Here is a 26,402-nt window from a genome sequence, read left to right on the forward strand (position 1 = left end):
AAGCATGGATTTTGGAATTAAAGATAAGGTAGCAGTAATTACTGGTGGCGATTCGGGAATGGGTAAGGCTACTGCTAAATTACTAGCTGCTGAAGGGGTAAAAATTGCCCTCATCGATAAAACAACGGAGGAACTAAAAGCAACCGCCGAAGAAATAAGTAAAATTGGTGAAGCAATTCCAGTTACGGCAGATCTGAGAAACTTGGCGGAGGTTGAAGCAGCCAAAAGAACTATCCTTGATCGCTTTGGTACAGTCCATATTTTAGTTAACTGCGCTGGTATCACTGGTGCAACCAAAGAGTTTCTCAAGTTAACTGACGAAGATTGGTACGAAACCATCGATGTTGATTTTATGTCTGCGGTGCGCGTCTGTCGGGCTTTTATTCCCTCCATGCAGCAGGAAGGGTGGGGCAGAATTGTTCTCATCGGTTCGGAAGATGCAGTCCAACCCTATACCGACGAAATGCCCTATTGTGCTGCTAAAGCGGGAGTACTTAACCTAACCAAGAATCTATCCAAGGCATATGCCAAAGACGGTATTTTGGTTAACTCCGTATCTCCTGCCTATATTGCCACCCCCATGACTGATGCCATGATGGAGAAGCGGGCAAAAGAAAAAGGAATCAGTTTTGACAAGGCGATCGAAACATTCTTAGATGAAAAACGTCCCCATCTAGAATTGCACCGTCGGGGTAAAGCACAAGAAGTCGCTGCGGTAATTGCCTTTCTTTGTTCTCAACATTCTAGCTTTGTCGTTGGTGCAAACTATCGAGTTGATGGTGGCTCAGTTGCCACTGTTGGATAAACAATTAATCAATAACAATTTGGAGAAAATAATGAATAAGTTAACAGGACTTCTATTAGGTAGTGCCTTACTTTTTGGTGCGGTAGGTTGTGATGTATCTCGTACTAGTGCCGATGCTCCCACAGATGTAAAAGATGGTGCGGTGGTCGAAAATCCTGGTGAAGTAGAAGAAACACTAGAAGATGCTACTAGCGAAGTTCGTCAAGATCAGTTGAGTTCTGATATTCGCGCCAGAGAGGAGCGTAATGACGTTTTAGGCGACCAGGGAGTTAGAGACGATTCCGACCTTGAAAGCGAGATTAGAGCTAAGTTAGAGGCAAATATTCCTCGTGCCAAGCTAACTGTCGATGCAGAAGATGGTAATGTTGCGATCGTGGGTACTGTTCCCAGCGAAAAAGAATATGAAAGTATTTTACCCCTAGCTCAAGAAATCCTAGGAGTTAACGAGGTCAATATGGAAGTAGAAATCATACCTTCTACCGAATCATAACTGATAAGTTTTAACAACTTAAAGTTAAGAGGGCTGCTTACACCAGCCCTTTGTTTATATCGAAAACTACCCTTTATTTATAAAAAATGTTTGAAAATCCTTTCCTTAGTACTATAGTTTTGGGAACTATTGCCTATGTCGCTATAATTTTTATGCTGCGAATATCGGGCAAACGTACCCTTTCAAAATGGAATTCTTTTGATTTTGTGGTAACTATTGCCTTTGGTTCGATTCTTTCCAGCATTTTATTATCCACCAAAGATTCATTTGGTACAGGAATTCTTGCTTTTGCTCTATTGGTATTATTTCAATACATTCTTAGTTGGGTTTCTGTTCGTTATTCTTTAGTACAAAAATTAGTCAAAGCCGAACCTGCATTGCTACTCTACAAAGGGCAAATAAAAGACGAAGTACTCAAACGAGAAAGAGTAGCCGAAGGAGAAATTTTAGCAGCATTACGGGCTAGTGGAGTGAGTGCAATTGAAGATGCCGACGCAGTTGTTTTAGAGACAGACGGTAGCTTTAGCGTAATTACTAATTTGAATCATAGTACTGCTTCAGCACTCAAAGATGTCAAAGAGTTCGATCGCGTTAACTTGTAGAAAATGTAATCATAATAAATAGCTCGTTTAATTTTCAAAAATATTCACTTTAACCATCAATTCAATGAACCTTTGGCTATATTATCTTTTTACTTTTTTTACGATAATTCTCTTGCGTTATTTTTTACTAGCTGGAGGGACATATTGGCTGTTTTATTTTGATGCAAATAAACCTTTTGTCGCACAATCTTCTAGTATTAAAAGTTCTCGCCGAAACCTGATCAAAAAAGATATTACTTTGTCTATTGCAGCTACTGTGGCAACTGCTATTTGCGCTGCCCTGGTAATGACAATTTATGATTCTGGTGCGACTCGTTTATATAATTCGATGGAAGACTATGGCATAGGCTATTTAATAATTAGCTTCTTGGGGGTAATTTTACTCCAAGATACTTGTTATTACTTTTTTCACCGAGGATTTCATCATCCTTTATTTTATAATTGGCTACATCGAGGACATCATCGTTCCAAAGATCCCACACCCTGGACGTCTTTCGCCCTAGATTTTCCCGAAGCACTAATCCAAGGATTATTTTTGGTAACAATAGTTTTTATAATCCCCCTTCATTTCGCTGTTTTAGCATTATGGCTGTTAACTATGACTATTTGGTCATTAGTTACTCATCTTGGCTTTGAATTATTTCCTAACTTTCCCCATCATTGGCTAGGAAAATGGTTTATTAGTTCGGATCATCATTCTCTACATCATCATCGTTATACCAAACACTATGGGTTGTATTTTACTGTTTGGGATCGTTTATTAGGTACTAACTAAAAAGTTATTCAAAATTGCCACTATTTTTTGATAGCGATCGCTTGGCAGATATTGTCAAAATTTACTGACATTTTTGACTGTCAGATTGCAATTCAACTCTGCATTTTTATAGTAATATTATGAAGCTGTAAAATCACCAAACAATTTACTGTCAGGTATTTCAGGTTGCTGTTAGTAATTGATCGCTCTTATTTTTAGAGGTATAAACATGACAGCAGAACAAAAAGTTGAATTTGATCGCGATCGCGCTAACCAATACGATCTTGATATTCGTAAGGCAATTCCAGGTTATGAAGCTTTGCACAGTATGACACAGAGTTTATTAGCCACAAGTCTATCCCCAACAGCTAATTTATTAATCGTTGGTTCGGGTACGGGAATGGAACTAATTAACTATTGTCAGCAAAAACCACAATGGTCGTTGACAGGAGTAGATCCTTCCCTCGACATGATGGAAATTGCCAAACAGGAACTCGATCGCAGAAAGTTGTTAGAACGGGTAAATCTCCATACAGGTTATCTAAATACTCTTCCCGTAACAGAACTAATGGATGCAGCAACATTAATTTTAGTAATGGACTTTATCCAAGATGATGGCTCTAAATTGCAACTACTTAAAAATATTGCCAACCATTTAAAACCTGGTGCAGAATTTATCCTAGCCGATCTTTATGGAGAAAAATCCGCTGCCTACTTTGCTAAGTTCAAACAAGCTTGGCAAACTCTTTACTTTAGTCAGTTAGATGATACTGGCAAAGCAAAGGCAGAACAAAACTTTGAAGCCTCAATTGAGAACTCTATCTACTTCATTAGTGAAGCCAGGATAATTGAATTACTGAATATTGCAGGATTTAGTCAGGTCACTAAATTTTATAATGCTTTTTTGTTTGGTGGTTGGACAGCTAAATACACTGGTAATTAATCTTTCATCCTTCCTCTATTAAATTTTACTCACACAAAAACTACTATGACTGAACCAATTCGCATTTTGATGTGCGCCCCCGATCACTACGACGTAGATTATGTAATCAATCCTTGGATGGAAGGCAATATTCATAAATCTTCCCAAGAAAAAGCCGTCGAACAATGGTCTAAACTAAACTTCGTTCTCAACGACATTGCTAAAGTAGATCTAGTCAAGGGACAACCAGGCGTACCCGATATGGTGTTTACTGCTAATGCAGGTTTAGTCTTGGGAGATAATGTAGTCCTCAGTCGTTTTTATCACCCCGAACGCCAGGGAGAAGAACCCCACTTCAAAAAATGGTTTGAAGACAATGGTTTTAATGTCTTTGAATTGCCCAAGGATCTACCCTTTGAAGGTGCGGGAGATGCTCTATTAGACCGCGAAGGGCGATGGTTATGGGCTGGTTATGGTTTTCGTTCCGAACTAGATTCCCATCCTTATCTTGCCGACTGGTTAGATATTGAGGTGCTATCGTTGCGTTTAATTGACGATCGCTTTTATCATCTTGATACTTGTTTCTGTCCCCTTTCTGGTGGCTATTTACTTTACTATCCTTCCGCTTTTGATTCCTATTCCAACCATATTATTGAAAAGCGCGTCCCCGAATCAAAGAGAATTGCGATCGCCGAAGCCGATGCGATCAACTTTGCTTGCAATACGGTTAACGTGGGCAATACTGTAGTCATGAATAAGGCGAGTCAAGAACTACAACAGCATCTCAATGATGCGGGTTTTGAAGTAATTGAAACACCGTTGACCGAATTTCTTAAAGCTGGTGGCGCAGCTAAATGCCTGACTCTCAGACTCAACGAACCAGTCTTACCCGACGTTCATGCTAGTACTCCTGTAGAAAGCCGTGTTATCAACATGGAAGGACATCTCTTAGATGCGGGTATTATGAACCGTTCCCTCGATTTAGTAGTAGATAACGGTGGTAGTTTTAAAGTACTCAACTTCCAGTTGGGTGTAGAAAGACAAAGCACCTCTAGTGCAGAAGTGCGCGTATCTGCCCCCGACCATGAAATAATGGAGAAGATTGTCAGCCAGTTAATCGAAATTGGCGCGATTATTCCCCAAAATGATGGCAACGATGTAGTTACAGAAACCTGCGATCTCGATGGCGTTGCACCAGGAGACTTCTATGTCAGCAATATCTATCCGACTGAGGTTAGAGTAAACCAACAGTGGATACGAGTTCAAAAACAACGCATGGATGGAGCAATTGTAATTAAAGAAGATGGCAACAATACCACTGCTGAGTGTAGAATCTTGCGAGATTTAGACAAAGGCGATCGCGTTGTGGTAGGAGTAGATGGTATTCGTACCGTCCGTAAAAAATCTAATCGCGATAAAGTGAAAGAAGAATTTAGCTTTATGGGTGCAGGGGTATCCAGCGAAAGAAGAGTCGAACTAGTCGTCGAACAAATCGCCTGGGAATTGCGCCAAATTCGCGATCGCGGTGGCAAAGTCGTAGTGACCGCAGGACCCGTGGTGATCCATACAGGAGGAGCAAAACACCTCTCTAGCTTGGTACGTGATGGCTATGTCCAGGGATTGCTAGGAGGAAATGCGATCGCTGTTCATGATATGGAACAGTCTCTTATGGGGACTTCCCTCGGTGTGGATATGCAAAAAGGTACTCCCGTTAGAGGAGGACACCGCCATCACCTCAAGGTAATTAATCAGGTACGTCGTCACGGTAGCATCGCCAAAGCAGTAGAGGCGGGTTTGGTAACCAAAGGGATCATGTATGAATGCGTTAAAAATAACGTACCCTTCGCTTTAGCTGGTTCGATTCGCGATGATGGTCCTTTACCCGATACCCAAATGGACTTGATTAAAGCCCAATCAGAATACGCTCAACTGATCGAAGGGGCGGATATGATCCTGATGTTATCTACTATGTTGCATTCAATTGGTGTGGGTAATATGACCCCTGCGGGAGTAAAAATGGTTTGTGTAGATATCAACCCTGCGGTTGTTACCAAATTAAGCGATCGCGGTTCGGTAGAATCTGTAGGGGTAGTAACTGATGTCGGTCTATTCCTTAGTTTGTTGGTCAATCAGCTAGACAAGTTGACCAGTCCTTATCAGACAATTTAACTAAAATTAAAGCTGCGAATATTACTCTCCGCAGCTTTAATTATTAAAATATCTCCGATATTAAAATGAAGTCATCTGCTGTAATATCTGCGGAATCGATATTATTGACCGTTGCCAAAACTAGACCGCTATTGGTACTATCGGCAATTAAGCTAGCCGTCCCCCCTGAGTTATTGGTAATAGTAAGGTCGGCAAACTCCAAAGATGAAGGTAAACCAAATAAATCCTCGCCATTTTTAAAGTCCCGAATAGTATCCCTGCCATTATTAGACTCCAAAACAAAAATATCCGAACCTGAATTACTCCATAAAAGATCCTCACCCTGTCCGCCAAAGAGCAGATCGTCTCCCGCACCACCATTAATGGTATCGATTCCATCTCCTCCAGAAATAGTGTCATTATCATCATGACCGCTGAAGTAATCATTCCCCGAACCACCCAAGAGAATATCTTGACCTACTTTACCGTAGAGTTTATCGTTGCCATCACCTCCATTGAGAGTGTCATCACCCGATTCTCCATTGAGGACATCGTTGTTTTCTCCTCCATCTAAAGAATCAAAACCATTACCCCCAACCAAGGTATCGCGATCGTTTCCACCCTTAAGGATATCGTTGCCATCACCCCCATAAAGGGTATCGTTACCTGCTGCGCCATCAAGAAAATCATTATTAAGACCGCCATCTAAAGAATCAAAACCATTTCCTCCATTGAGGGTATCTAGTCCCTGTCCTCCATTAAGAAAATCGCGATCTCCTTCGCCAAATAGCCGATCATTATCGTTTCCTCCATTAAGGCGATCAATGCCGTCACCTCCATAAAGAGAGTCATTACCCGCTTCCCCATCAAGAGAATCATTATCGCGACCGCCATTTAAGAAATCATCACCATCCCCTCCATTGAGGGTATCTAGTCCCTGTCCTCCATCAAGAAAATCGCGATCGCCTTCGCCAAACAATTGGTCGTCACCGCTTCCGCCATTGAGGGTATCAATTCCGTCTCCTCCGTCAAAGGTATCGTTACCTGCTGCGCCATCAAGAAAATCATTATTAAGACCGCCATCTAAGGAATCATTACCATCCCCTCCATTAAGGGTATCGTTACCCACTGCGCCATCAAGAGAATCGTTATTACTACCACCATTTAATGAATCATCGCCATCTCCTCCATTGAGGGTATCTAGTCCCTGTCCTCCATTAAGAAAATCATTACCGTTTTCTCCAAACAACTTATCGTCATTGTTTCCACCATTGAGGGTATCAATACCATCTCCTCCGAAAAGGGTATCCAAACCGTCATGACCGCTAAAGAAGTCATCACCCAAACCACCCAACAAAGAATCATTACCGACTTTGCCATAGAACTTATCGTTGCCATCACCTCCTACGAGAGTGTCATTACCTTCTTCTCCATTGAGGATATCGTTGTCTGTCCCCCCAAAAAGCTGGTCGTCGTCAAATCCTCCCACCAGAGTGTCTAATCCTTGGTTTCCATTGAGGATATCGTTCCCTGCTTCTCCAAAAAGCTGGTCGTTGCCAGATCCTCCCGAAATCGTATCGTCACCATCGTTACCCCTTAAACTATCGTTTCCAGATCCACCATTGAGATCGTTGCCAGACCCCGTTCCAGGAAGGGTATCATCTTCCAATTCGCTAGATGTAGACTCTAAACTCCAAATATTTAATCCCGTTCTTCCAATAGCACTAAAATAAAGCTTATTTCCGACCACTGTTAAGTTGTTAGGGTTAGAACTGTCTGAACCTGGATCGATATCTTGGACGAGAGAAAGCGTATCCGAACTATCTAACTGCCATAACTCATTGCCATTAGCACCATTATCAGCAGTAAAGTAAAGGGTACTTCCGACCACTGTTAAATTGCTGGGATAAGAACCATCAGAACCAGATCTAATCTCTTTAACAGAAGCAGTACCCGAACTATCTATTTGCCATAACTCATTACCACCAGTACCATTATCGGCAGTGAAATAGAGTTTATCCCCGACGGCGGTAAGATCGCTGGGATAAGAACCATCAGAACCAGATCTAATCTCTTTAACAGAAGCAGTACCCGAACTATCTATTTGCCATAACTCATTACCACCAGTACCATTATCGGCAGTGAAATAGAGTTTATCCCCGACGGCGGTAAGATCGCTGGGATAAGAACCATCAGAACCAGATCTAATCTCTTTAACAGAAGCAGTACCCGAACTATCTATTTGCCATAACTCATTACCACCAGTACCATTATCGGCAGTGAAATAGAGTTTATCCCCGACGGCGGTAAGATCGCTGGGATAAGAACCATCAGAACCAGATCTAATCTCTTTGACAGAAGCAGTACCCGAACTATCTAACTGCCACAACTCATAACCACCAAGATCGTCACCAATAAAATAGAGCTTGTTTCCTACCGCTGTTATATCGTCAAGAAAAGAACCAGATCCGATATCTCGCTCAAAAAGCGTACCCGAACTATCTAGCTGCCATAATTTATAACCATCAGCACCATCATAGGCACTAAAATAGAGTTTATCCCCGACTGCTGTTAAATTGTCAGGATAAGAACCGAAAGAACCAGATCTAAGATCTTGGACGAGGGAAACCGTACCCGAACTATCTAGTTGCCACAATTCATTACCATTTGTATCGTTATTGGCACTGAAATAGAGTTTATCCCCGACTACGGTTAAATTGTCAGGATAAGAACCCGACGAACCAGATCTAAGATCTTGGACGAGGGAAACCGTACCCGAGCTATCTAGTTGCCACAATTCATAACCACTCACACCATTATTAGCACTGAAATAGAGTTTATCTCCTACTACGGTGAGATTATTGGGATAAGAACTATAAGAATTCGATGCTAGATCGCGAACGAGGGAAACCGTACCCGAACTATCGATTTCCCACAACTCTTTGCCACTAGTACGGTCATTGGCACTGAAATAAAGTTTATCCCCTACTGCGGTGAGATCGTTGAGATAAGCTACATTAGCAGGCAAATCAGCAAACTTTTGTGTTTCCATAATATTTTCAGTTGTTTAATCGATCAATTGTTGTTTGAAGGCAAAGTGATTCTTTTACCTGTTTGGATAGCAAAATGCTTTCGATGACTGTTTTAAAAGCTTTTGTTCTCAGTTTGGATCGACTATTTGAGGTGTAAAATGTGCGATCGCCTGAAGCTGGAAGATTAATCGATCGTTGAATGGGTTTCGATCGCGAAATGATTGGAAAATAAACATCAAATTTATAGTTATATTGAGATAGATTGAGCAACAACCTACTAATAAATACTGAGAAAGCAAGTTATAAGATTTCTGGTATTTACGAGATATATAATGGTTTGGTTGGAAAACAGTAAATATACTATTTTGCTTTCTTTTATAGAGTTCCCAATTTATTGCAGTAATTTAATATTTAAACTGAAATGGATAAAGATAAAGCCAGTGGAAAGGATCAAAATGATAACCAACCACTGGCTAATAGTAAAAGGGCTATTTAAGATGGGCTATTTAATATTGGGGAATACTCGAATCAATCTCTTGACTCCAGGCAGCAATACCACCTTTAACGTTTGTGCCTTCAATACCCGCTTCTTTGAGAATATTTAAAGCTTTTGCAGATCTTCCACCTAATTTACAATGAGCAATGAGACGATGACCGTTGACTAGTTCTTTAACTTTAGCAATGCCACTACCGTCTTCCAATTCAGATAGGGGAATCAAAACCGAACCATCAATTTTGGCAATATCATATTCATTAGGGTTGCGGACATCCAAGAGAACATAATCATCTTTTCCGCTATCCATTAATTGCTTCAAATCTTGAACCGACATTTCCGCGATCGCATTTTCTGCTGCTGCTGCTGCTGCTGCTTGAGGAATACCACAAAACTCTTGATAATCAATCAATTTTTCGATTACAGGTCGTTCTGGGTTGGGTCGCAGTTTTAACTCGCGGAATTTCATATCCCAAGCATTATAGAGTAGCAATCTACCACTGAGAGTATTCTCTGCACCTAAAATAATCTTAATTGCTTCTGTTGCTTGAATCGTACCGATAATGCCACAGAGAACACCCAATACACCACCTTCAGCACAAGAGGGTACCATTCCTGGTGGTGGTGGTTCGGGATAGAGATCACGGTAGTTGGGCCCTCCCTGATAATTAAAGACTGTCGCCTGTCCTTCAAAACGGAAAATCGATCCGTAGACGTTAGGCTTATCTAACAATACACAAGCATCATTAGTTAAATAACGAGTCGGGAAGTTGTCAGTCCCATCAACAACTACGTCATAAGGAGCTAAAATATCTAGAGCATTTTCCGAACTAATGGCAGTTTCGTATAAATCTACCTGACAATGGGGGTTAATACTATGAATGCGGTCTTTAGCGGACTCAATCTTGGGTTTACCTACCCATGATTCGCTGTGAATAATCTGACGTTGTAAATTGGAACTATCGACAATATCAAAGTCTACTAAGCCAATTCTACCAATACCTGCTGCTGCAAGATATAGCAAAAGGGGAGAACCAAGACCACCACTACCGATACAGAGAACGCTAGCTGCTTTTAGGCGTTTTTGTCCTTCTAATCCTACTTCTGGCAGAATAATATGACGCGAGTATCTCTGATACTCATCTTTATTAAGTTCAATTGCTTCCAAATTTGGATTGAGCATGGTTATAAGAAAAGCGCGTTAGGGAAGCTTAACTAAGTTATCGCTGCCTCGATCAAAGAGGACAGCTTTATACTGTAAGCATTCTATTATATAGAATTTATCTAATTACAGAACAAAAACTTTGAAGATTTAAGAAACTTATTCCTAATTAATTCCGAATGAATAACGCTCAAACATGGAGACAAATAGCTTCGGCTATAACTGAAGCAACAGGACAAGAATTTGCGATCGCCGATACTCGTTCGGTTAGTGGAGGCTGTATTAATCAAGGTTATCGAGTTGGGGGTAATGATGCAGAGTATTTTGTTAAGCTCAACCAAGCAAGTCTAGTGGAAATGTTTGTCGCCGAGGCTTGGGGACTCAAGGAAATGTATGCTACCCAAACAATTACCGTCCCCCAGGCAATATGTTGGGGTACAGCAGGTGATTCTAGCTATATTGTGTTGCAATGGTTAAATTTGGCAAGGGGAAGCGATGAAAGCTGGAGGTCAATGGGTCGTGAGTTGGCAGAGATGCACCAAGCAGGAATCGGAACTAGCTTCGGATGGGAACGCAATAACACTATAGGTTCTACACCTCAAATTAATACTCCCAGGGAAAACTGGGCAGATTTTTTTGCCGAACAGCGTATTGGTTATCAATTAAAATTAGCCCAACGTCGTGGAGGAAATTTTCCCGATCGCGATACAGTGGTTGATGCAGTTAGAAATCAATTAGCCGATAGACAGCCAGAAGTTTCGATAGTTCATGGCGATCTTTGGTCGGGAAATGCAGGAATTGCTGTTGATGGTTGTCCTGTGATTTTTGACCCTGCTACTTATTATGGCGATCGCGAAACTGATTTGGCAATGACAGAATTGTTTGGTGGCTTTCCCTCAGCTTTTTATCGCGGCTATAACGAAGTATGGCAATTGGATAAGGGTTATCAACAACGTAAAAGTATTTATAATCTCTATCATATCCTCAATCATTTTAATCTCTTTGGTGGTGGCTATGGCAGCCAAGCCAAAAGAATAATTCAACAGATAATCTAAAATGAAATATGACCTCCCACGAGAATAATGACGATTAATTTATGTACCACCGCTACACAGTAAACAATAAGTATCTTGTCATCCGACAAATTTTTACCCTAGTTTCTGTGGTTGCAGCTTTTGCTATGAATGTTGTGGCAAATGTCAATCCTCCTAATGGACTATCTATTGGTGAAATTTCTAATAAATTTTTTGGTGATGTTTTAATTACCCCTGCTAACTATGCTTTTGCCATCTGGGGCATCATTTATCTTGGTTTAATCAGTTTTGGAATTTATCAAGTTTTGCCTTCTTCTAGAAACAATCTTTTGCTACGACGAATTGGCTATAAAATAGCAATCGCATCTGTGGCTCAAATTGTATGGGTAATCTGTTTTCTTTATCGACAATATGCCCTTTCTTTTTTGGCAATGTTGGGAATATTATTACCTTTGATTGCTGCCTATCTGTATTTGCCATCAACTCGGATTACAAAGTGGCAGAGGTGGTTGATTCACACTCCTATTAGCGTCTATTTATCTTGGATTGTTTTAGCAACCATCCTCAACGGTGCAATTACTTTAGAATCTTGGCAATGGAATGGTTGGGGAGTTAGCGAGGAGATCTGGACAATTATTATGCTATCTGTTGCTGCGTTGATTACTCATCTAGTGGCTATTCCCAGACTAGATTTTGCCTACGGGATGGTATTTATTTGGGGCGTAATTGCGATCGCCGTCAGAAATTCCGATCGCCTACTTCTTTCAGGTACGGCAATTGGCTTGAGTTTGGCTTTGATAATATTGTTATTGTCTTTTAGTTTTTATGCACCCATTCATCGCGATCGGGAAAATAATTACTGATGATTAAATTTATAAGCGATCGTAAGTTTTTCATCTTCATCTTTATTGCTTCGCTCTTAAAAAAATTACATATTAGGTGCAAGATCTCAGTTAAACCTTGAATTTGATCGCCATCTAACAGCTAAACCAATTACTTTTCTGAAGAAACAACTTCTGGCTTCTCATCTGTGAGGGATGGTGACTGTTCTTTGGTTAAAGTCACTTTTTTGGTTGAAACTGGTTCGAGGGGTTTGGCTGATTCAATTTCTAAGGGTAAAGAAATCGCTTTATCAAAGGTCAGGCGATCGCCATTATAATCCACAAGAATTTTATCCCCAGGAGTAAAGGAATTTTCCAAAATTTTAGTGGCAATGGGGTTTTGTAACTCCCTTCTAATTGCCCGCTTCAAAGGACGCGCACCAAAAGCAGGATCGTAACCAATATCAACGATTCTATCTTGAGCAGAGGGAGATAGTTCGATGGTAATTTTTTGATCTTTCAACAGACGTTGAATACCTTTGATTTGGATCGCCACAATTTCTTTGAGTTCCGATTTTTTCAAGCCGTGGAAGATAATCACATCGTCAATTCGCTGAATGAATTCAGGACGGAAATGACTCCGCAAAGCTTGGGTAACTCGATTTTGAATTTTATCGTAATCTTCGTCTTCCCCTTTGACATCAAGAATATGTTCGCTGCCGATATTACTAGTCATGACGATAATAGCGTTGCGAAAATCTACCATTCGCCCTTGAGAGTCGGTAATTCTGCCATCATCCAAAACTTGCAAAAGTATATTAAACACATCTTTGTGAGCTTTTTCTACTTCATCGAGCAAAACCACACAATAAGGACGACGGCGTACGGCTTCGGTTAACTGTCCTCCTTCCTCAAAACCAACATACCCAGGAGGCGCGCCCACTAAACGAGATACCGCATGTTTCTCCATGTATTCAGACATATCAATCCGCACCATAGCATCTTCACTATCAAAGAGGAATGCTGCCAAGGCTCTAGCCAATTCGGTTTTACCCACTCCAGTAGGTCCCATAAACAAAAATGAGCCTATGGGACGGTTGGGATCGTTCATTCCTGCTCTAGCCATGCGAATGGCTGCGGAGACAGCTTCTACAGGCTGCTGTTGCCCGATAACTCGTTGATGGAGGTGTCCTTCTAGTTGGAGTAACTTTTGTCTTTCCGATTCTAAAAGCCGATTGATGGGTACTCCTGTCGAACTTGCCACAATTTCAGCAATATCTGACTCCGTTACTTGCTCTCTCAAAAGAGTTGTACCTTTGGATTGGATATCTATCAGTTTGGTTTCTTTTGCTTCTAGATCTCGTTGTAGAGTTTCGAGTTTGCCATATTTCAACTGGGCAGCTTTTTCGTGGTCGAAGGCTCTTTCTGCCTTGTCTAGCAAGATACGAATTTTTTCTTCTTCTTCTTTGAGGGCGTTGATTTCATCTAGCAAACCTTTTTCTGATTGCCATTGTTCGGAAAGTCCGCTTTGTTTGCTTTTGAGACTATCAATTTCTGCTTGAATTTTACTGAGTCTTTCTTTAGCTGCTTTATCTATAGTTAGAATTCCAGGACGCTGGCTTTCTCTTGTTAAAGACATTTTTTCCATCTCTAACTGCATAATGCGGCGATCCATATCTTCTAATTCGCTAGGTTTAGAAGTGATCTCCATCTTTAATTTAGCTGCTGCTTCGTCGATCAAGTCGATCGCTTTATCGGGTAAGAAACGCTCGGTAATGTAGCGATTAGATAATGTCGCAGCAGCTACTAATGCCGAATCAGTAATAGTTACACCGTGATGCACCTCATATCTTTCTTTGAGTCCCCTGAGAATGGAGATAGTATCTTCAACGGAAGGCTGCTTGATATATACCTGTTGAAAACGTCTTTCCAAGGCAGGATCTTTTTCAATATGCTTGCGATACTCATCTAGGGTAGTCGCGCCAATACAGCGCAATTCTCCCCTCGCTAACATAGGTTTGAGTAAGTTCCCCGCATCCATCGATCCCGAACCTTCTCGCGAACCTGCACCTACGACAGTATGAACTTCGTCAATAAATAAAACAATCTGTCCGTCAGACTCCGTAACTTCCTTTAAAACCGCCCGCAAACGTTCTTCAAATTCTCCACGATATTTCGCCCCTGCAATCAGGCTACCCATATCCAGAGAAATCAACTGGCGATCCTTGAGAGATTCTGGCACATCCCCATTCATGATACGTTGAGCCAATCCTTCGGCGATCGCAGTTTTACCCACACCTGGTTCGCCAATCAAGACGGGGTTGTTTTTAGATCTTCGAGAAAGTACTTGTATAGTACGTCGAATTTCTTCATCGCGACCAATTACGGGGTCTAGTTTGCCTGCTTTGGCTTCTTCGGTGAGATCTCGCCCGTATTTTTCTAATGCTTGATATTGTTCTTCTTGGTTTTGCTTGGTTACTTTTTGCACACCCCGAACGGACTTGATTACTTCTTCTAAGTCTTGGGGGTCAATATTAAAACTGCGTAGTGTCTTTTTCCCAATACGAGCATCTTCAGCAAAACCCATCAAAATATGCTCGATGGAAATAAAATTATCATCCCAACTAGTGCGACAGGTTTCTGCTCGATCTAGCATGCGGTCTAAACTAGGACCCAAATACAATTGAGCCGAGCCAATTCTAGGCTGACGCTTGGTAAACATCTCTAGCTGTTGTTTAAAACGAATTAGATCGACATTGGCTTTCTCTAGGATGTTTTTTGCTAGCCCTTCCTGTTCTAAAGCTGCCAAAATCAAATGCTCTACCTCTAAGTTTTGATTCTGAAATAATTTGGCAACTTCTTGGGATTTTACGATCGCATCCCAGGCTTGTTCAGTAAACTTACTTTGATCGGTAGGCTGCATATTTTAGCTAAATGATAAATAGGATTTTAAAATTTTGATAATTTGATGATGCTCAGTATACCAAGGCTGAAATTAATAACCTCTAGATTCAGCAACTCTCTTTACAAGAGATTTTATCTAATATTATGTCTTAATCAGAATTTTAGTATTATTTTACGGTTGCAAAACGCGAATCAATTCACAACATATATAACTTCATCGATTGTTTAGAGAAATTACAAAAAACAGAATATTCATCTAGATAACCCTCAATTTGCCTCAGCTTTTGGAGAAACAGATAAAGCCTCCTGCATCGGTTGGATCGCTTTGGTAGTTTGAACTTGTCGATCTAATTGTTCGGTGGTTGAGACTAAATTACTCAAACCATCAACTAAAGTGCGGAAGTTTTCTAAAAAGGCAGGATCTCCCGTAATTGATTCTAAATCTGAAGTTATTTTTTGCGCGTTATCAAAGGTCACTCTAGCCGAATCTAGGGTTTGTTGTAGATTAACGACACTTTCTTGGTTGCCGAAGCTTTCCGAAACATTTTTCAAATTTTCCGAGGCAACTGCTGCATTAGCGGTTAATGTTTCTAAATTAGCTGCTAATTTTTCTGTATCTGCGGTGTCTACGGTTTTGTCTATTTTAACGACCAAATTTTGCAAGCGATCGCTGGTGGTACTAATACTATCTAAAGTAGTAGTCAAATTCGTTCTATTCTGAGCGATCAGGGATTCTACGCTTTGGGTAAGCTGACCGACTTGTTTGGCAGTTTCTTGAAAGCTTTGAGCCGTTGTCACCAATTCTGTGGAGGTGCTATTGGCGATGTCGGTGACTGTTTTGGTCGCAGCAGAAACATTATCTATTTCTGCCTGTAGCTCTTTGACTAAAAGAGATGTGTTACGACTCAAATTAGCAATTTCTTGAGCTGCTTGGGCTGAATTTTGCATTGTTGCATCAACGTTTTCGACAAATTCTGGCTCGCCATAAGCTTTACTAAAACGATAGGTGAAAGGCAAAATATCGTCGAGAGTAATTGCTCTTTCTCCTTCAATGCGAGAATTATCGCAGAGAATTTGCGCAGGATTACATTGATCCCCAAGAGGAGTTAAGTTTTTATCTGTCTCGGATAGATCCGATTGAGGCACGATATCAACAAACGTCTCTCCAATTAAACCAGAACTGCGAGCTTTAATCACAGAATCCCTAGGAATCAAGAGATCCGAAGAGTCGATGGCAATTACTACGTCAACTCCATTTGTCCCAGACTTAATATTTTCAATCTTGCCTATTCTCAAACCCCGATAGCGTACCCCATCTCCCAATCTAATACCGTTGACATCGGGAAAATCGGCAACTATTTGATAACTTTTTGCGCCAAATTTGAAACCTCTGATCCAAAGAGCCAAAGCACCAAACAGAACAACACTGCCGATAATCATTAAGCCAACCGAACCTTCTTTTAGGGTGCGCGATCGCATATTTTTCCTTTAACCTCAATTATGTTTAGTTTAATCGATCACGCGAATTGGACCTTCAATGCTAGCACTGAAAAACTGTCTGACTAAAGGGTTATCAGTAGAGTCAATTTCGGCTACTGTCCCTTGCCATTGAATTTTCCCGCCATAAAGAAACACGACGCGGTCGGCAGTACGGCGAATAGTACTATCTTGGTGACTAACCATAATATAAGTGCCACATCCCCTTTTTGTACACTGTAAGTCCCGTACCAAATCTTCAATTACTGTCGAAGCGATCGGATCTAAACCTGCTGTTGGCTCATCGTACAAGATTATTTCTGGTCTACTTTTAGGATTTTCTGGATTGGACATAATTGCCCGAGCAAAGCTGACTCGCTTGCGCATCCCCCCTGACAACTCAGAAGGAAAGCGATTCCCTGTCCCTGTCAAACCAACCATTTCTAGCTTTTCATCGACCAAATCCTTGATTTTTCGTCGACTCAGATTGGAGTGTTGATAAAGAGAAAAGCCGACATTTTGCTCTACTGTTAGAGAATCAAACAGGGCAGCTTGCTGAAAGACCATACTAATCCCAATAGGATCGTCTTGGTCTTCAATCAAACCGTTTCTTTTCTGACCGTTAATATAAATTGAGCCTTCATCAATGGGGAGTAAGCCAGCAATCATTCTCAAGATAGTTGATTTTCCCGTTCCCGACGGGCCAATAATTACTAAAGCTTCTCCTTGCTCTACCCTGAGATTGACGCGGTCTAAAATTACGTTACTACCAAAGGATTTACTTACTCCTCTAAGTTCGATTAGAGGCATTTTCGAGTCTGGTTTTGTTGCTTTGTAATTGTCTGTAGTTACTGCCATAAGTTAAGGGTTAAATCTGGCTTTGCTACCCAAGTTTAAATAGTAGATTTATAGTTTAATCAAAAACTTACTCTTCTAGTTCTAACCCAAAAATCCGCGCCACAGATTTTTTTACTTTGTAACCAGAATCGATCGATTCTAAAGGATCTTTGCGCAGGCGGTGACGCAGACAGAGTACAATTACCCGACGAATATCATCAATGGTCACTTCCGTGCGTCCTTCAAAAGCTGCGATCGCTTTGGCAGCCCGATTGGTGACAATATCTCCTCGCAAGCCATCTACATCCAATTCAGAGCAAATTTCAGAGATTTTGACTCGCAAATCATAATCAATTGTTACCGAAGGAAGTAATTTTTGTGCTTGGACGATTTTATCTTGCAATGCAACCTGTTCTGATGAGTACTTATCACTAAAATCGCTAGGATTACCGTCAAATTCGGCTCTTTGTTCGACAATTTGGACTCGTAGATTTGGTTCTTTGACAGTACGAATCTCAGCGTGCATGCCAAAGCGGTCTAGTAGTTGGGGACGAAGCTCTCCTTCTTCAGGGTTTCCCGAACCCACCATCACAAATTGAGCGGGGTGACGAATGGAAATACCTTCTCGTTCGACAGTGTTCCAACCACCCGCAGCAGAATCTAGCAATACATCCACTAAGTGATCGTCGAGGAGGTTAACTTCATCTACATAGAGAATACCGCGATTGGCTTTTGCTAGCAGTCCTGGTTCAAAAGCTTTTATCCCATCAGAAAGAGCTTTTTCAATATCGATCGTGCCACATACCCTATCTTCAGTTGCACCTAACGGTAAGTCGATCATTTGGACTTTCTTTTTGACCGTGTTAATCGGTTGCTGTTGCTCTACTTTCTGTCTGACTTCATCACTCATTAAATCGGGATCTTCAGGATCGCTGTTGAAAGGATCTCCCTCTACCACATCAATTTCTGGTAACAAGTCGGCTAATGCTCTAATAGTGGTAGATTTACCCGTACCGCGATCGCCCATGATCATTACCCCACCAATTTTGGGATCGATGACGTTGAGCAAAAGGGCAAGCTTCATTTCTTCTTGCCCTACAATAGCCGTAAAAGGAAAGACCTGACGGCGGGTTTTTGGTGGTGCTTGAACTGTTGCAGTCATATTAATTTTTGCTTATCTAGCAGCTATGTTAATTGGTGGAATTAACCGTTAATCTTTTTTAATAAGGATGGTTTTTATTGTGCCATGTTTCAGGTCTCTTATGTAGAGAAGTCATTGGTCATTGAGAAACTCAACCCTTACTGTTCGTTAACAGGGGCAAAAATAGTCAAACTTTGAGGCAGACATTCAATTTCTAAAGGAGTGTTGCCAACAATTTCTCCATCGAGGACAACTTTTTGTACGGGAACAGCAGAAATCCTCACCCTTTGCGCTCGCACGTGAACGATATTATCCAATTCCGCACTGGTTTTAATTAACGCAGCCCCCAACATACTAAAGAGAGTCGTAACCGCCTGTAGCTTATTATCCACAGTGGCGATGGTAATATCCAACAAACCATCATCCGCTATAACCTCGCCAATTCCCTGGGCTAAGACAGAAGTAGGCGGTGCAGCATTAGCTACAGTAATCGCACCAGCTTGGAAAGTTTTGACCTCTCCTTCAATTTCCACTTCTGCTTCAAACAACTGTTGTTCGTCTAACTGTTGCCAACCCGCCATAATATAAGCCAGAGAACCCCAGCGGTTTTTAGCTTCTCTGTCTGCTTTCTCGATGGTTTCGGCTTCATAGCCAATTCCCGCCAGCAAAATTAATGGTAAATCGTTGCAACGTGCTGTATCAACCACTCTAGTTTTACCAGACAAAATAATTTCACAAGCCCTCCGCACCTGGCTAATTTGCTGCGTAATACCCAACGCCATACTAAAAGCATTAGCCGTACCGCGAGGAATAATACCTAGAGGGATTTCCGTACCAATTAACGCCCCTGCAACTGCCGAAACCGTACCATCTCCTCCAGAAGCAATAATCAGATCTGCACCAGATGCGATCGCTTGAGTCGCTAATTCTTGAGGACTAATATCGGGACTAGTCAAATGCACTTCTAAATGTAGATGAGGATCGAGCATTTTCTGGATAAAGTCCAAATCCTGCAATCCATTACTGCTACCCGATACGGGATTGAAGATCATATGAGCGACAGTACTCTGAGCGAAACTATTAGCGATCGCCTCAGCCGTTCCCAAATTAGTTGCCAAAGGAACTAAATGAACGTTACAAATCCGCAACAAAGCCTGAATATCTGGCTCGTGGGGTTGAGCGTTGAGGGGATCGATTAAAAAAATAACCGCTACTATTTCTCCTGCTACCACTTTGGCAGCAATCTGGGCGTCTCCCCCCAATGGACCCGATGCCATGGGATCGATTTTTAAATCTGTAGCTTCTTGGATCAGTTTTCCTGTTGTTCCTGTAGCAATTAGATTATAACGAGATAGCAAGGGTTTGTGACGACGGGCAAAATCCACCATATCGTCTTTTTTATTATCATGAGCAATCAAAGCGATCGTTCTAGCCATAATTGGGTAAGGAAAAACTTAAAAATAATAGTTAAGGTTCGGTTGTAGTTCGGTTTTATAGATTAAGACTAGCTAAAACCTAATCGAATAGATGCGTTAAAATCATCTTACCAACCTTGGCATAAAAGCAATAATTAAAGCTTATTGATTGTTTTTCTACTAATAGTGCTTTGGTAGATAACAATATAACGTAAGAGGTAAATTAAACTAAAGATACTATGGACTCACCAATTAAGGCAGTACAAGCACCCTATAGAGGAGGCGGTGGCGGAAATTATCGTACTCCACCCCCAGATTTACCTTCTCTACTACTAAAAGAACGCATTGTTTATTTGGGACTACCTCTTGTCTCGTCCGATGAATATAAAGATCAAATTGGAGTAGATGTTACCGAATTAATTGTGGCGCAGCTACTCTTCTTGCAATTTGACGACCCCGAAAAGCCCATTATCATGTATATCAACTCTACTGGTACTTCTTGGTATGGTGGGGATTCTATCGGTTTTGAAACAGAAGCATTTGCAATTTGCGATACCATGTCCTATATTAAGCCCCCCGTACATACAATATGTATCGGTCAGGCAATGGGGACTGCTGCCATGATTCTCTCTTCAGGAGAAAAAGGATATCGTGCTAGTTTGCCCAATGGCTCAATTATTCTTCACCAAGCTCGTCAAGGTGCGCGGGGTCAAGCTACTGATATTCAGATTCGTGCCAAGGAAGTAATTCAAAACAAACGAGCTGTATTAGAAATCTTCAGTCGCAACACTGGTCAACCAGTGGAAAAACTAGAAAAAGACACCGATCGCATGTTCTACATGAGTCCTCAAGAAGCCAAAGAATACGGTTTGATTGACAAGGTTTTAGAAAGCACCAGGGATCTACCTACCCCTGTTTCTACTCTGACGTAAAAATAAGTTTAATACAAGATAATTCCTATGCCCATTGGTATTCCCAAAGTTCCCTATCAACTTCCAGGTCAGCAATATAGTGACTGGATTAGTATTTATGACCGTTTATATCGCGAGCGCATTATCTTTCTAGGAAGAGGCGTTAATGATGGTTTGGCAAACCAAATTATTGCCATTATGCTCTACCTAGATTCTGAAGATCCAGGCAAGCCAATCTATCTGTATATCAATTCTCCAGGGGGTTCTGTAACTGCTGGTTTGGCAATATATGACACTATGCGTCATATTAAATCAGAAGTTGTAACTATCTGCGTAGGTTTAGCTGCTTCTATGGGTGCATTCCTGCTTTGTGGCGGTACAAAAGGCAAACGTCTTGCTCTACCCCACTCGCGCATTATGATTCACCAACCTCTAGGTGGCGTACAAGGACGCAGACAGGCGACAGATATTGATATCGAAGCCAAAGAAATTTTGCGCATTCGCGATCAGTTAAATCAAATGATGGCTGACAACACAGGTCAATCTATCGAAAAGATTATGAAAGATACCGACCGCGATTATTTCATGTCTGCTTATGAAGCAATGGAATATGGTTTAATCGACCAAGTGATTGAAGATAAAGAATAATTTTAAATTTTTATCTAATATCTATTACCCAGAAAAATTATCAACAATTAAAATACTGACAGGTTGTTATAGCTTGTCGGTATTTTTTTACAGCTTCTCTTAAGATAATCTCGATCGAATACAATTATGGTGGGCATTCAGAAAATTCTTGGTTGTGCCGCCTAAAAGCTAATAGCTAACAACCGATATACAAAAACGCAGCTAGCAAACAAAGTATGTACGATTGGATTGTAATTGGTGCGGGAATCACGGGTGCTTGTTTGGCTTATGAGTTGAGTCAGCAGGGATTAAAAGTACTATTGCTTGAGAAAGACGAGACTCCCAATAATGCCACAATATATAGTTATGGTGGTTTGGCTTATTGGTCGGGAACGGACAATTTAACCCGAACTTTGGGCGGAGAAGGAATCGAACTACATCGCAATCTTGCTCAAGAGTTAGACGGTGATACAGAATTTAGAGATTTAGATTTAGTCTTAACTATAGATAGGCAAAACGATCCTGAAACCATTGTCCATTATTACGATCGCTTTGCTATCACTCCCGAATTATTAAGCGTTAATGATGCCTGTATTTTAGAACCATTGCTCAATCCCAATGCCATTTCAGGAGCGTTAAAATTACCTCACGGGCATATTCATCCTCAAAAGACTACTAATGCTTATCTCCGAGCTTTTGAGCGCAACAACGGTGTGATTATTTGCGATCGCGTAATAGATTTTTTGCGTCAGGGAGATGATGTAGTGGGAGTCAAAACCCAAACAGATGTTTATCATGCAGACAATACTGTAGTCTGTGGGGGGGGACTATCGAGATCGCTCTTACAACAAGCAAATATTGAAATTGCCAATTACTACACCCACGCTCAATTAATCCTTACTCCTCCTCTAGATTTTGAATTGGGTACGATAGTAATGCCCGCAGTACAGCAACGATTCATCCTCGAAGCCAAAGCAAAAGAATTAACCACGGAAGATTGGAATCCCCCCTATGACATGGCGACTAGGGCTATTTTAGATCCTGGTGCAGTGCAGTTTATGGATGGTCGGATTTGTATGGGACAAATAAGTGCGATCGCGCCTAATCCCCAAGCCAAACTCAATCCCTTCACCGCCGAGGCGGAAATTCGGCAACAAGTAAGCAACATTTTACCTTTATTAGAAGATATTCCTGGTACTTGTCATAGTTGTTTGGTAGCGTTTAATAATCAAGCGATCGCCTTGGTAGGAAATTTAGCTGATACAAAGGGAATATATTTGTTTTCAGGTTTTACTAGCACTTTAGTATTTGCCCCCGTTTTAGCCAGACGTTTTGCTCGATGGATATCAGGGAAAGAAGATCGAGTTATCGAAGAATTACAATCAGTTATCAATCACTGATTTTTCAGGCGATCGCAAGTTTATGGTAGTTTCTGGTTGCGTATTAACATAATTTAGGATCGTATCAGGAGCGAACTAAACTCCAGCCTCTAGAGCATTTAACTTTACCTTGAATTACTGTATTGAGATATTGGATGCGGATGCCATATTTCTTACCTAGTTCTGTAGCCGTACAATGTTCGGAGATATTTCTTTTTTCATTCTTCCAACTGTAGGTATTTTGACAAAGCTGCTTGTTTGTTGCTTGTGAAGATGATTTTGTTCCAAACAATGGAATTAGTTCGGTAGCAGAATCTTCGATCAAAACCACCTGAGCAACTAATTTACCAATTTCAGGATTAGAAGCTGCCAAATTCAATCTCTTCATGCCATCTTCTACATTGAGCTTTTTCATGCCAAACCGACTTTTTTTTCCATCAGTAGTAAAAATAATCGGATCTTTTACACCAGATTCAAGTAAACTTTTTACCAATTCGGGATTACTGTAGTTCTCTGTAGAAACTAAAAGGGCTAAGTCTTTGAGTGTAGCTTGATAAGTGGTTTTTTTCATAATTAGCCAGGCTTGATTGATTAATTGTTAATAGTTCAGTTTTGGCAATAAGAGCGATCGCGACTCAATATTACTTTTCATGAAAGACGGTTTATTTATTCAGTTAAGAAGGGAAAGAATTGAGCTGTCTACTACAGTAAAAAGCAAGGGCTTTGAATCAAGATTCACTACTTATTAAGAGATTTTGCTTAGGTATAAACTCTTTTAAGAGAATTGAATACTTACAGGTTCATTGTATTCACGTCCGCAATTTTACTCATCCGTATTTTTACGGTTTTTTTGATTTGCTAAATAAAATCTAAACAATGCTTAATTCAAAATTATTTTAATTAGTATTTCTTAAAATGAATATCTAAAAATACGATACTTTAATTGATATCGAAACTATAGTATTTTTAGCGATCGCTGATTATTAATTACTTCCAAATAATTTGCGATCGCGCGGGCTATTGTCTGTTTCCCTATTACTTTTTTCGGCTTATCTTCTTTAGTTACTAAATAAGCTACTTGTGCGCCTGTTTCTTGATGTTCTTCTCCTCGATTTGCTACCACCATTTGATAGCCTTGCTGCAATCTTTGGTTGGCGATTTCAATTAATTCCTCATGGCTAATATTTTCTTGATACTTAAAAGTAATCATCCCTAAGCTAGGAAACTTTGCTTTTACCTCTCGAATAACTTTTTGGGTAGATGTTAGATTTATTTGGGATAATGCACCATTACTGGGAATTTTGCCCTGAAAAACTTGAATCGGCTTATAGTCAGCAACCGCAGCGGAAAAGATGCCATAACGATAATCATTTTGTAATTCCTTCATTACCTCTTGGAGATATTCATCGTAGGTAGTAACTATCTTGTGAGGAAGATATTTGGGAGGAATATAACTACCCTGTCCGTGAATCAATCTAACTTTTGCCGATCGCAAATATAATTCTTGGGCAATACAAGCACCCAATCTTCCTGTAAAACGATTGGTTAAACGACGTATATTATCAATAGGTACGGGAGTCGGCCCTCCTGTGACTAAAATGGGGATATCCTTAAGGGAAGATGTACTAACAGCACGACATACAGAGAATGCGATCGCTTGTTCGTCGGGAAGATTGTTTTTCCCATTGGCAACCTGGGGAGGAACGATCGTTACACCCATACTATCTAGCTGTTTTAGAGACTGAGTCAAGATAGAATTGTGTAAGCTACCGTGCATTGTCGGCGCGATTAAAATTTTAGTTTTACCCCGCTCCATTCTACCAATAGCCGAGGCTAAAGTAGATGTAATTACTCCATCAGCAATCCCCAAGCCCATCTTATTAATCGTGTTATACGTTGCAGGTGCTGCTAGATAAACAGCAAAAGGATTGTTATCGCTCAGATGTTCGGCATTAGCAGTTAACTTGGTTATTACCCCATTAGTCGTACTCCATTCCAAAGCATCAATAGTGGTATATCTCAAGGCTTCGGCTGAGGCAAATGCTACCACATCTGCACCCTGACGGCGGAGGGTACGAGCAATCAAAGGAGCTTTCATCGCTGCAATACTTCCCGTCACTAACAGAGCAATACGTTTATTTTGTAAATAAGTTGATTCTAAAGCAATATCGCGATCGCCTAACTCTGATTCGGGGGGTGGTTGAAAATCCCAGTCACTCATTTTATCTAGTATACCGTTCATTCATTAATTAATAGGTTGAAAAAATTTGCTGTTACTATAACTACAGTTAACCAAGCCAAATCATCACGGGTATTAGTTATATGACTCTACCTTCCTCTAGTGAATCAAATGTACTCAATCAACAGCTAGATAAGCTACTTGCCGAACTATCTACCCATCCCGCTCGCAAGTATATTCAAAGAGCCTTAGAAGCTCTGTTAAGAATTTCTGCATCCGATACCGAGCCTCTTAATTGGAAAATATTAACCGCCTCTCTAGAAGACTTAGAGCAAGGTTTCCAGAGATTTTATCCTTACCGCCATACCAGAAAGATAGCTATTTTTGGTTCGGCTCGAACTTCTCCCCAACAAGCTGAATACAAGATAGCTGCTGATTTTGCTCGCTGTATGACTCAAGCAGGTTTTATGGTCATTACAGGGGCAGGAGGAGGTATTATGCAAGCAGGTAATGAAGGTGCAGGAAGAGACAATTCTTTTGGCTTAAATATTAGATTGCCTTTCGAGCAAGGTGCTAACTCTGCTATTAATGGTGATGATAAATTAATTGACTTCAAATATTTTTTCACGCGCAAACTCTTTTTTCTTAAGGAAAGCGATGCGATCGCTCTTTTTCCTGGAGGTTTCGGCACTCAAGACGAGGCTTTTGAAACCCTCACCCTCTGTCAAACTGGTAAATATGGTCCTGTACCCCTTGTCTTAGTCGATAAACCTGGAGGAGACTATTGGCACTCTTGGAATGATTATATTTGCCGACAACTCAAGGATAAAGGCTTAATTAGCCCAGAAGATCCCAGTCTTTATACGATCACAGATCGATTAGATACAGCCTGTCAAACTATCAAAGATTTTTACAGACTGTATCATTCTAGTCGTTATGTTGGTAAATTATTCGTAATGCGTCTAAAGTTAGAACTGTCTGATACAGCAGTCGAATCTCTCAATCAAGAATTTAGCGATATTTTAGTCAAAGGAAAAATAAGTAAGAGTTCCGCCTTACCAGAAGAAATGCAAGATTTGGAAACGATAACTTTACCTCGCTTAACCTTTTATTTTAATCAAAAAAGCTTGGGCAGACTATATCAACTAATCTCCAAAGTCAATCAGCTAGCGGATTGTTGCAGTGCGACAGAACATCCAGAACTCAAATAAAGTCCTTAATTATAGCTAAAATACAAGTAAACAATCGTATCACCAATATTAAGCTTTGT

21 protein-coding genes are annotated in these 26,402 nt (G+C 40.7%); 12 read left to right on the forward strand and 9 right to left on the reverse strand.

Annotation, left to right across the window (positions count from 1 at the left end; translation table 11 throughout):
- The first annotated feature begins 4 nt into the window (after positions 1–4).
- The 6 genes from I4641_RS09150 (at position 5) to argZ (ending at position 5,742) form a co-directional block, all read left to right on the forward strand.
- Positions 5–805 carry an SDR family NAD(P)-dependent oxidoreductase gene (locus tag I4641_RS09150; protein WP_229640183.1) on the forward strand — a complete coding sequence of 267 codons (801 nt, stop codon included), beginning with the start codon at positions 5–7 and terminating at the stop codon, positions 803–805.
- Between the two features lie 31 nt (positions 806–836).
- On the forward strand, positions 837–1,295 hold the full coding sequence (locus I4641_RS09155) for a BON domain-containing protein (RefSeq protein ID WP_229640184.1): 459 nt from the start codon (positions 837–839) through the stop codon (positions 1,293–1,295).
- An 86-nt stretch (positions 1,296–1,381) separates the two neighbouring features.
- The gene (locus I4641_RS09160; RefSeq protein ID WP_229640185.1) at positions 1,382–1,897 is read left to right on the forward strand and encodes a DUF421 domain-containing protein; all 516 of its coding nucleotides are present in this window, start codon (positions 1,382–1,384) and stop codon (positions 1,895–1,897) included.
- 64 nt (positions 1,898–1,961) lie between these two features.
- A complete protein-coding gene (locus I4641_RS09165) occupies positions 1,962–2,672 on the forward strand; it encodes a sterol desaturase family protein (RefSeq protein WP_229640186.1) in 711 nt (236 codons plus the stop codon).
- Positions 2,673–2,880: 208 nt separating this feature from the next.
- On the forward strand, positions 2,881–3,594 hold the full coding sequence (locus I4641_RS09170; RefSeq protein WP_229640187.1) for a class I SAM-dependent methyltransferase: 714 nt from the start codon (positions 2,881–2,883) through the stop codon (positions 3,592–3,594).
- Positions 3,595–3,639: 45 nt separating this feature from the next.
- Positions 3,640–5,742: a bifunctional arginine dihydrolase/ornithine cyclodeaminase gene (argZ, locus tag I4641_RS09175; RefSeq protein ID WP_229640188.1), complete on the forward strand. Its 2,103-nt coding sequence runs from the start codon at positions 3,640–3,642 to the stop codon at positions 5,740–5,742.
- Between the two features lie 43 nt (positions 5,743–5,785).
- On the opposite strand, the gene I4641_RS09180 is transcribed toward argZ, so the two are convergent.
- Positions 5,786–8,773, reverse strand: a complete 2,988-nt coding sequence (locus I4641_RS09180; protein WP_229640189.1) for a DUF5050 domain-containing protein — start codon at positions 8,771–8,773, stop codon at positions 5,786–5,788.
- A gap of 486 nt (positions 8,774–9,259) precedes the next feature.
- Complete coding sequence (gene moeB / locus I4641_RS09185) at positions 9,260–10,429, reverse strand: molybdopterin-synthase adenylyltransferase MoeB (protein WP_229640190.1); 1,170 nt, start codon at positions 10,427–10,429, stop codon at positions 9,260–9,262.
- Positions 10,430–10,587: 158 nt separating this feature from the next.
- Here moeB and I4641_RS09190 point away from each other — a divergent pair, with 158 nt between their 5' ends.
- Both I4641_RS09190 and I4641_RS09195 read left to right on the forward strand, forming a co-directional pair.
- A complete protein-coding gene (locus tag I4641_RS09190; protein WP_229640191.1) occupies positions 10,588–11,463 on the forward strand; it encodes a fructosamine kinase family protein in 876 nt (291 codons plus the stop codon).
- A 41-nt stretch (positions 11,464–11,504) separates the two neighbouring features.
- The gene (locus I4641_RS09195) at positions 11,505–12,305 is read left to right on the forward strand and encodes a TspO-related membrane protein (protein ID WP_229640192.1); all 801 of its coding nucleotides are present in this window, start codon (positions 11,505–11,507) and stop codon (positions 12,303–12,305) included.
- A 130-nt stretch (positions 12,306–12,435) separates the two neighbouring features.
- Here I4641_RS09195 and clpB read toward each other — a convergent pair whose 3' ends face one another.
- From clpB to mgsA, 5 genes are all read right to left on the reverse strand, one after another.
- The gene (gene clpB / locus I4641_RS09200) at positions 12,436–15,186 is read right to left on the reverse strand and encodes an ATP-dependent chaperone ClpB (RefSeq protein WP_229640193.1); all 2,751 of its coding nucleotides are present in this window, start codon (positions 15,184–15,186) and stop codon (positions 12,436–12,438) included.
- Positions 15,187–15,434: 248 nt separating this feature from the next.
- Complete coding sequence (locus tag I4641_RS09205) at positions 15,435–16,646, reverse strand: MlaD family protein (protein ID WP_229640194.1); 1,212 nt, start codon at positions 16,644–16,646, stop codon at positions 15,435–15,437.
- Between the two features lie 30 nt (positions 16,647–16,676).
- A complete protein-coding gene (locus I4641_RS09210; protein ID WP_229640195.1) occupies positions 16,677–17,501 on the reverse strand; it encodes an ABC transporter ATP-binding protein in 825 nt (274 codons plus the stop codon).
- A gap of 67 nt (positions 17,502–17,568) precedes the next feature.
- On the reverse strand, positions 17,569–18,642 hold the full coding sequence (bchI, locus tag I4641_RS09215) for a magnesium chelatase ATPase subunit I (protein ID WP_229640196.1): 1,074 nt from the start codon (positions 18,640–18,642) through the stop codon (positions 17,569–17,571).
- Positions 18,643–18,779: 137 nt separating this feature from the next.
- Positions 18,780–20,057 (reverse strand): methylglyoxal synthase, encoded by a 1,278-nt coding sequence (gene mgsA, locus I4641_RS09220; protein ID WP_229640197.1) that lies wholly within the window; start codon positions 20,055–20,057, stop codon positions 18,780–18,782.
- 218 nt (positions 20,058–20,275) lie between these two features.
- On the opposite strand from mgsA, the gene I4641_RS09225 reads away from it, so the two are divergent.
- From I4641_RS09225 to I4641_RS09235, 3 genes are all read left to right on the forward strand, one after another.
- Positions 20,276–20,968: an ATP-dependent Clp protease proteolytic subunit gene (locus I4641_RS09225; protein WP_229640198.1), complete on the forward strand. Its 693-nt coding sequence runs from the start codon at positions 20,276–20,278 to the stop codon at positions 20,966–20,968.
- A gap of 27 nt (positions 20,969–20,995) precedes the next feature.
- Positions 20,996–21,595, forward strand: coding sequence for an ATP-dependent Clp protease proteolytic subunit (locus I4641_RS09230; RefSeq protein WP_229640199.1), 600 nt, complete (start codon positions 20,996–20,998; stop codon positions 21,593–21,595).
- Between the two features lie 215 nt (positions 21,596–21,810).
- Positions 21,811–22,974 carry an NAD(P)/FAD-dependent oxidoreductase gene (locus I4641_RS09235; RefSeq protein ID WP_229640200.1) on the forward strand — a complete coding sequence of 388 codons (1,164 nt, stop codon included), beginning with the start codon at positions 21,811–21,813 and terminating at the stop codon, positions 22,972–22,974.
- Between the two features lie 64 nt (positions 22,975–23,038).
- Here the strand turns inward: I4641_RS09235 and I4641_RS09240 are convergent, their stop codons facing one another.
- Together I4641_RS09240 and coaBC are read right to left on the reverse strand one after the other, a co-directional pair.
- The gene (locus I4641_RS09240) at positions 23,039–23,524 is read right to left on the reverse strand and encodes a hypothetical protein (RefSeq protein WP_229640201.1); all 486 of its coding nucleotides are present in this window, start codon (positions 23,522–23,524) and stop codon (positions 23,039–23,041) included.
- Between the two features lie 384 nt (positions 23,525–23,908).
- Positions 23,909–25,174 (reverse strand): bifunctional phosphopantothenoylcysteine decarboxylase/phosphopantothenate--cysteine ligase CoaBC, encoded by a 1,266-nt coding sequence (gene coaBC / locus I4641_RS09245; RefSeq protein WP_369426755.1) that lies wholly within the window; start codon positions 25,172–25,174, stop codon positions 23,909–23,911.
- Positions 25,175–25,275: 101 nt separating this feature from the next.
- Between coaBC and I4641_RS09250 the strand changes: the two genes are divergently transcribed.
- Entirely contained in the window at positions 25,276–26,343 is a 1,068-nt protein-coding gene (locus I4641_RS09250) for an LOG family protein (protein ID WP_229640203.1), read from the forward strand.
- Positions 26,344–26,402 lie beyond the last annotated feature (59 nt).

The sequence above is a fragment of the Waterburya agarophytonicola KI4 genome (assembly GCF_020640915.1).
GTDB lineage: Bacteria > Cyanobacteriota > Cyanobacteriia > Cyanobacteriales > Xenococcaceae > Waterburya > Waterburya agarophytonicola.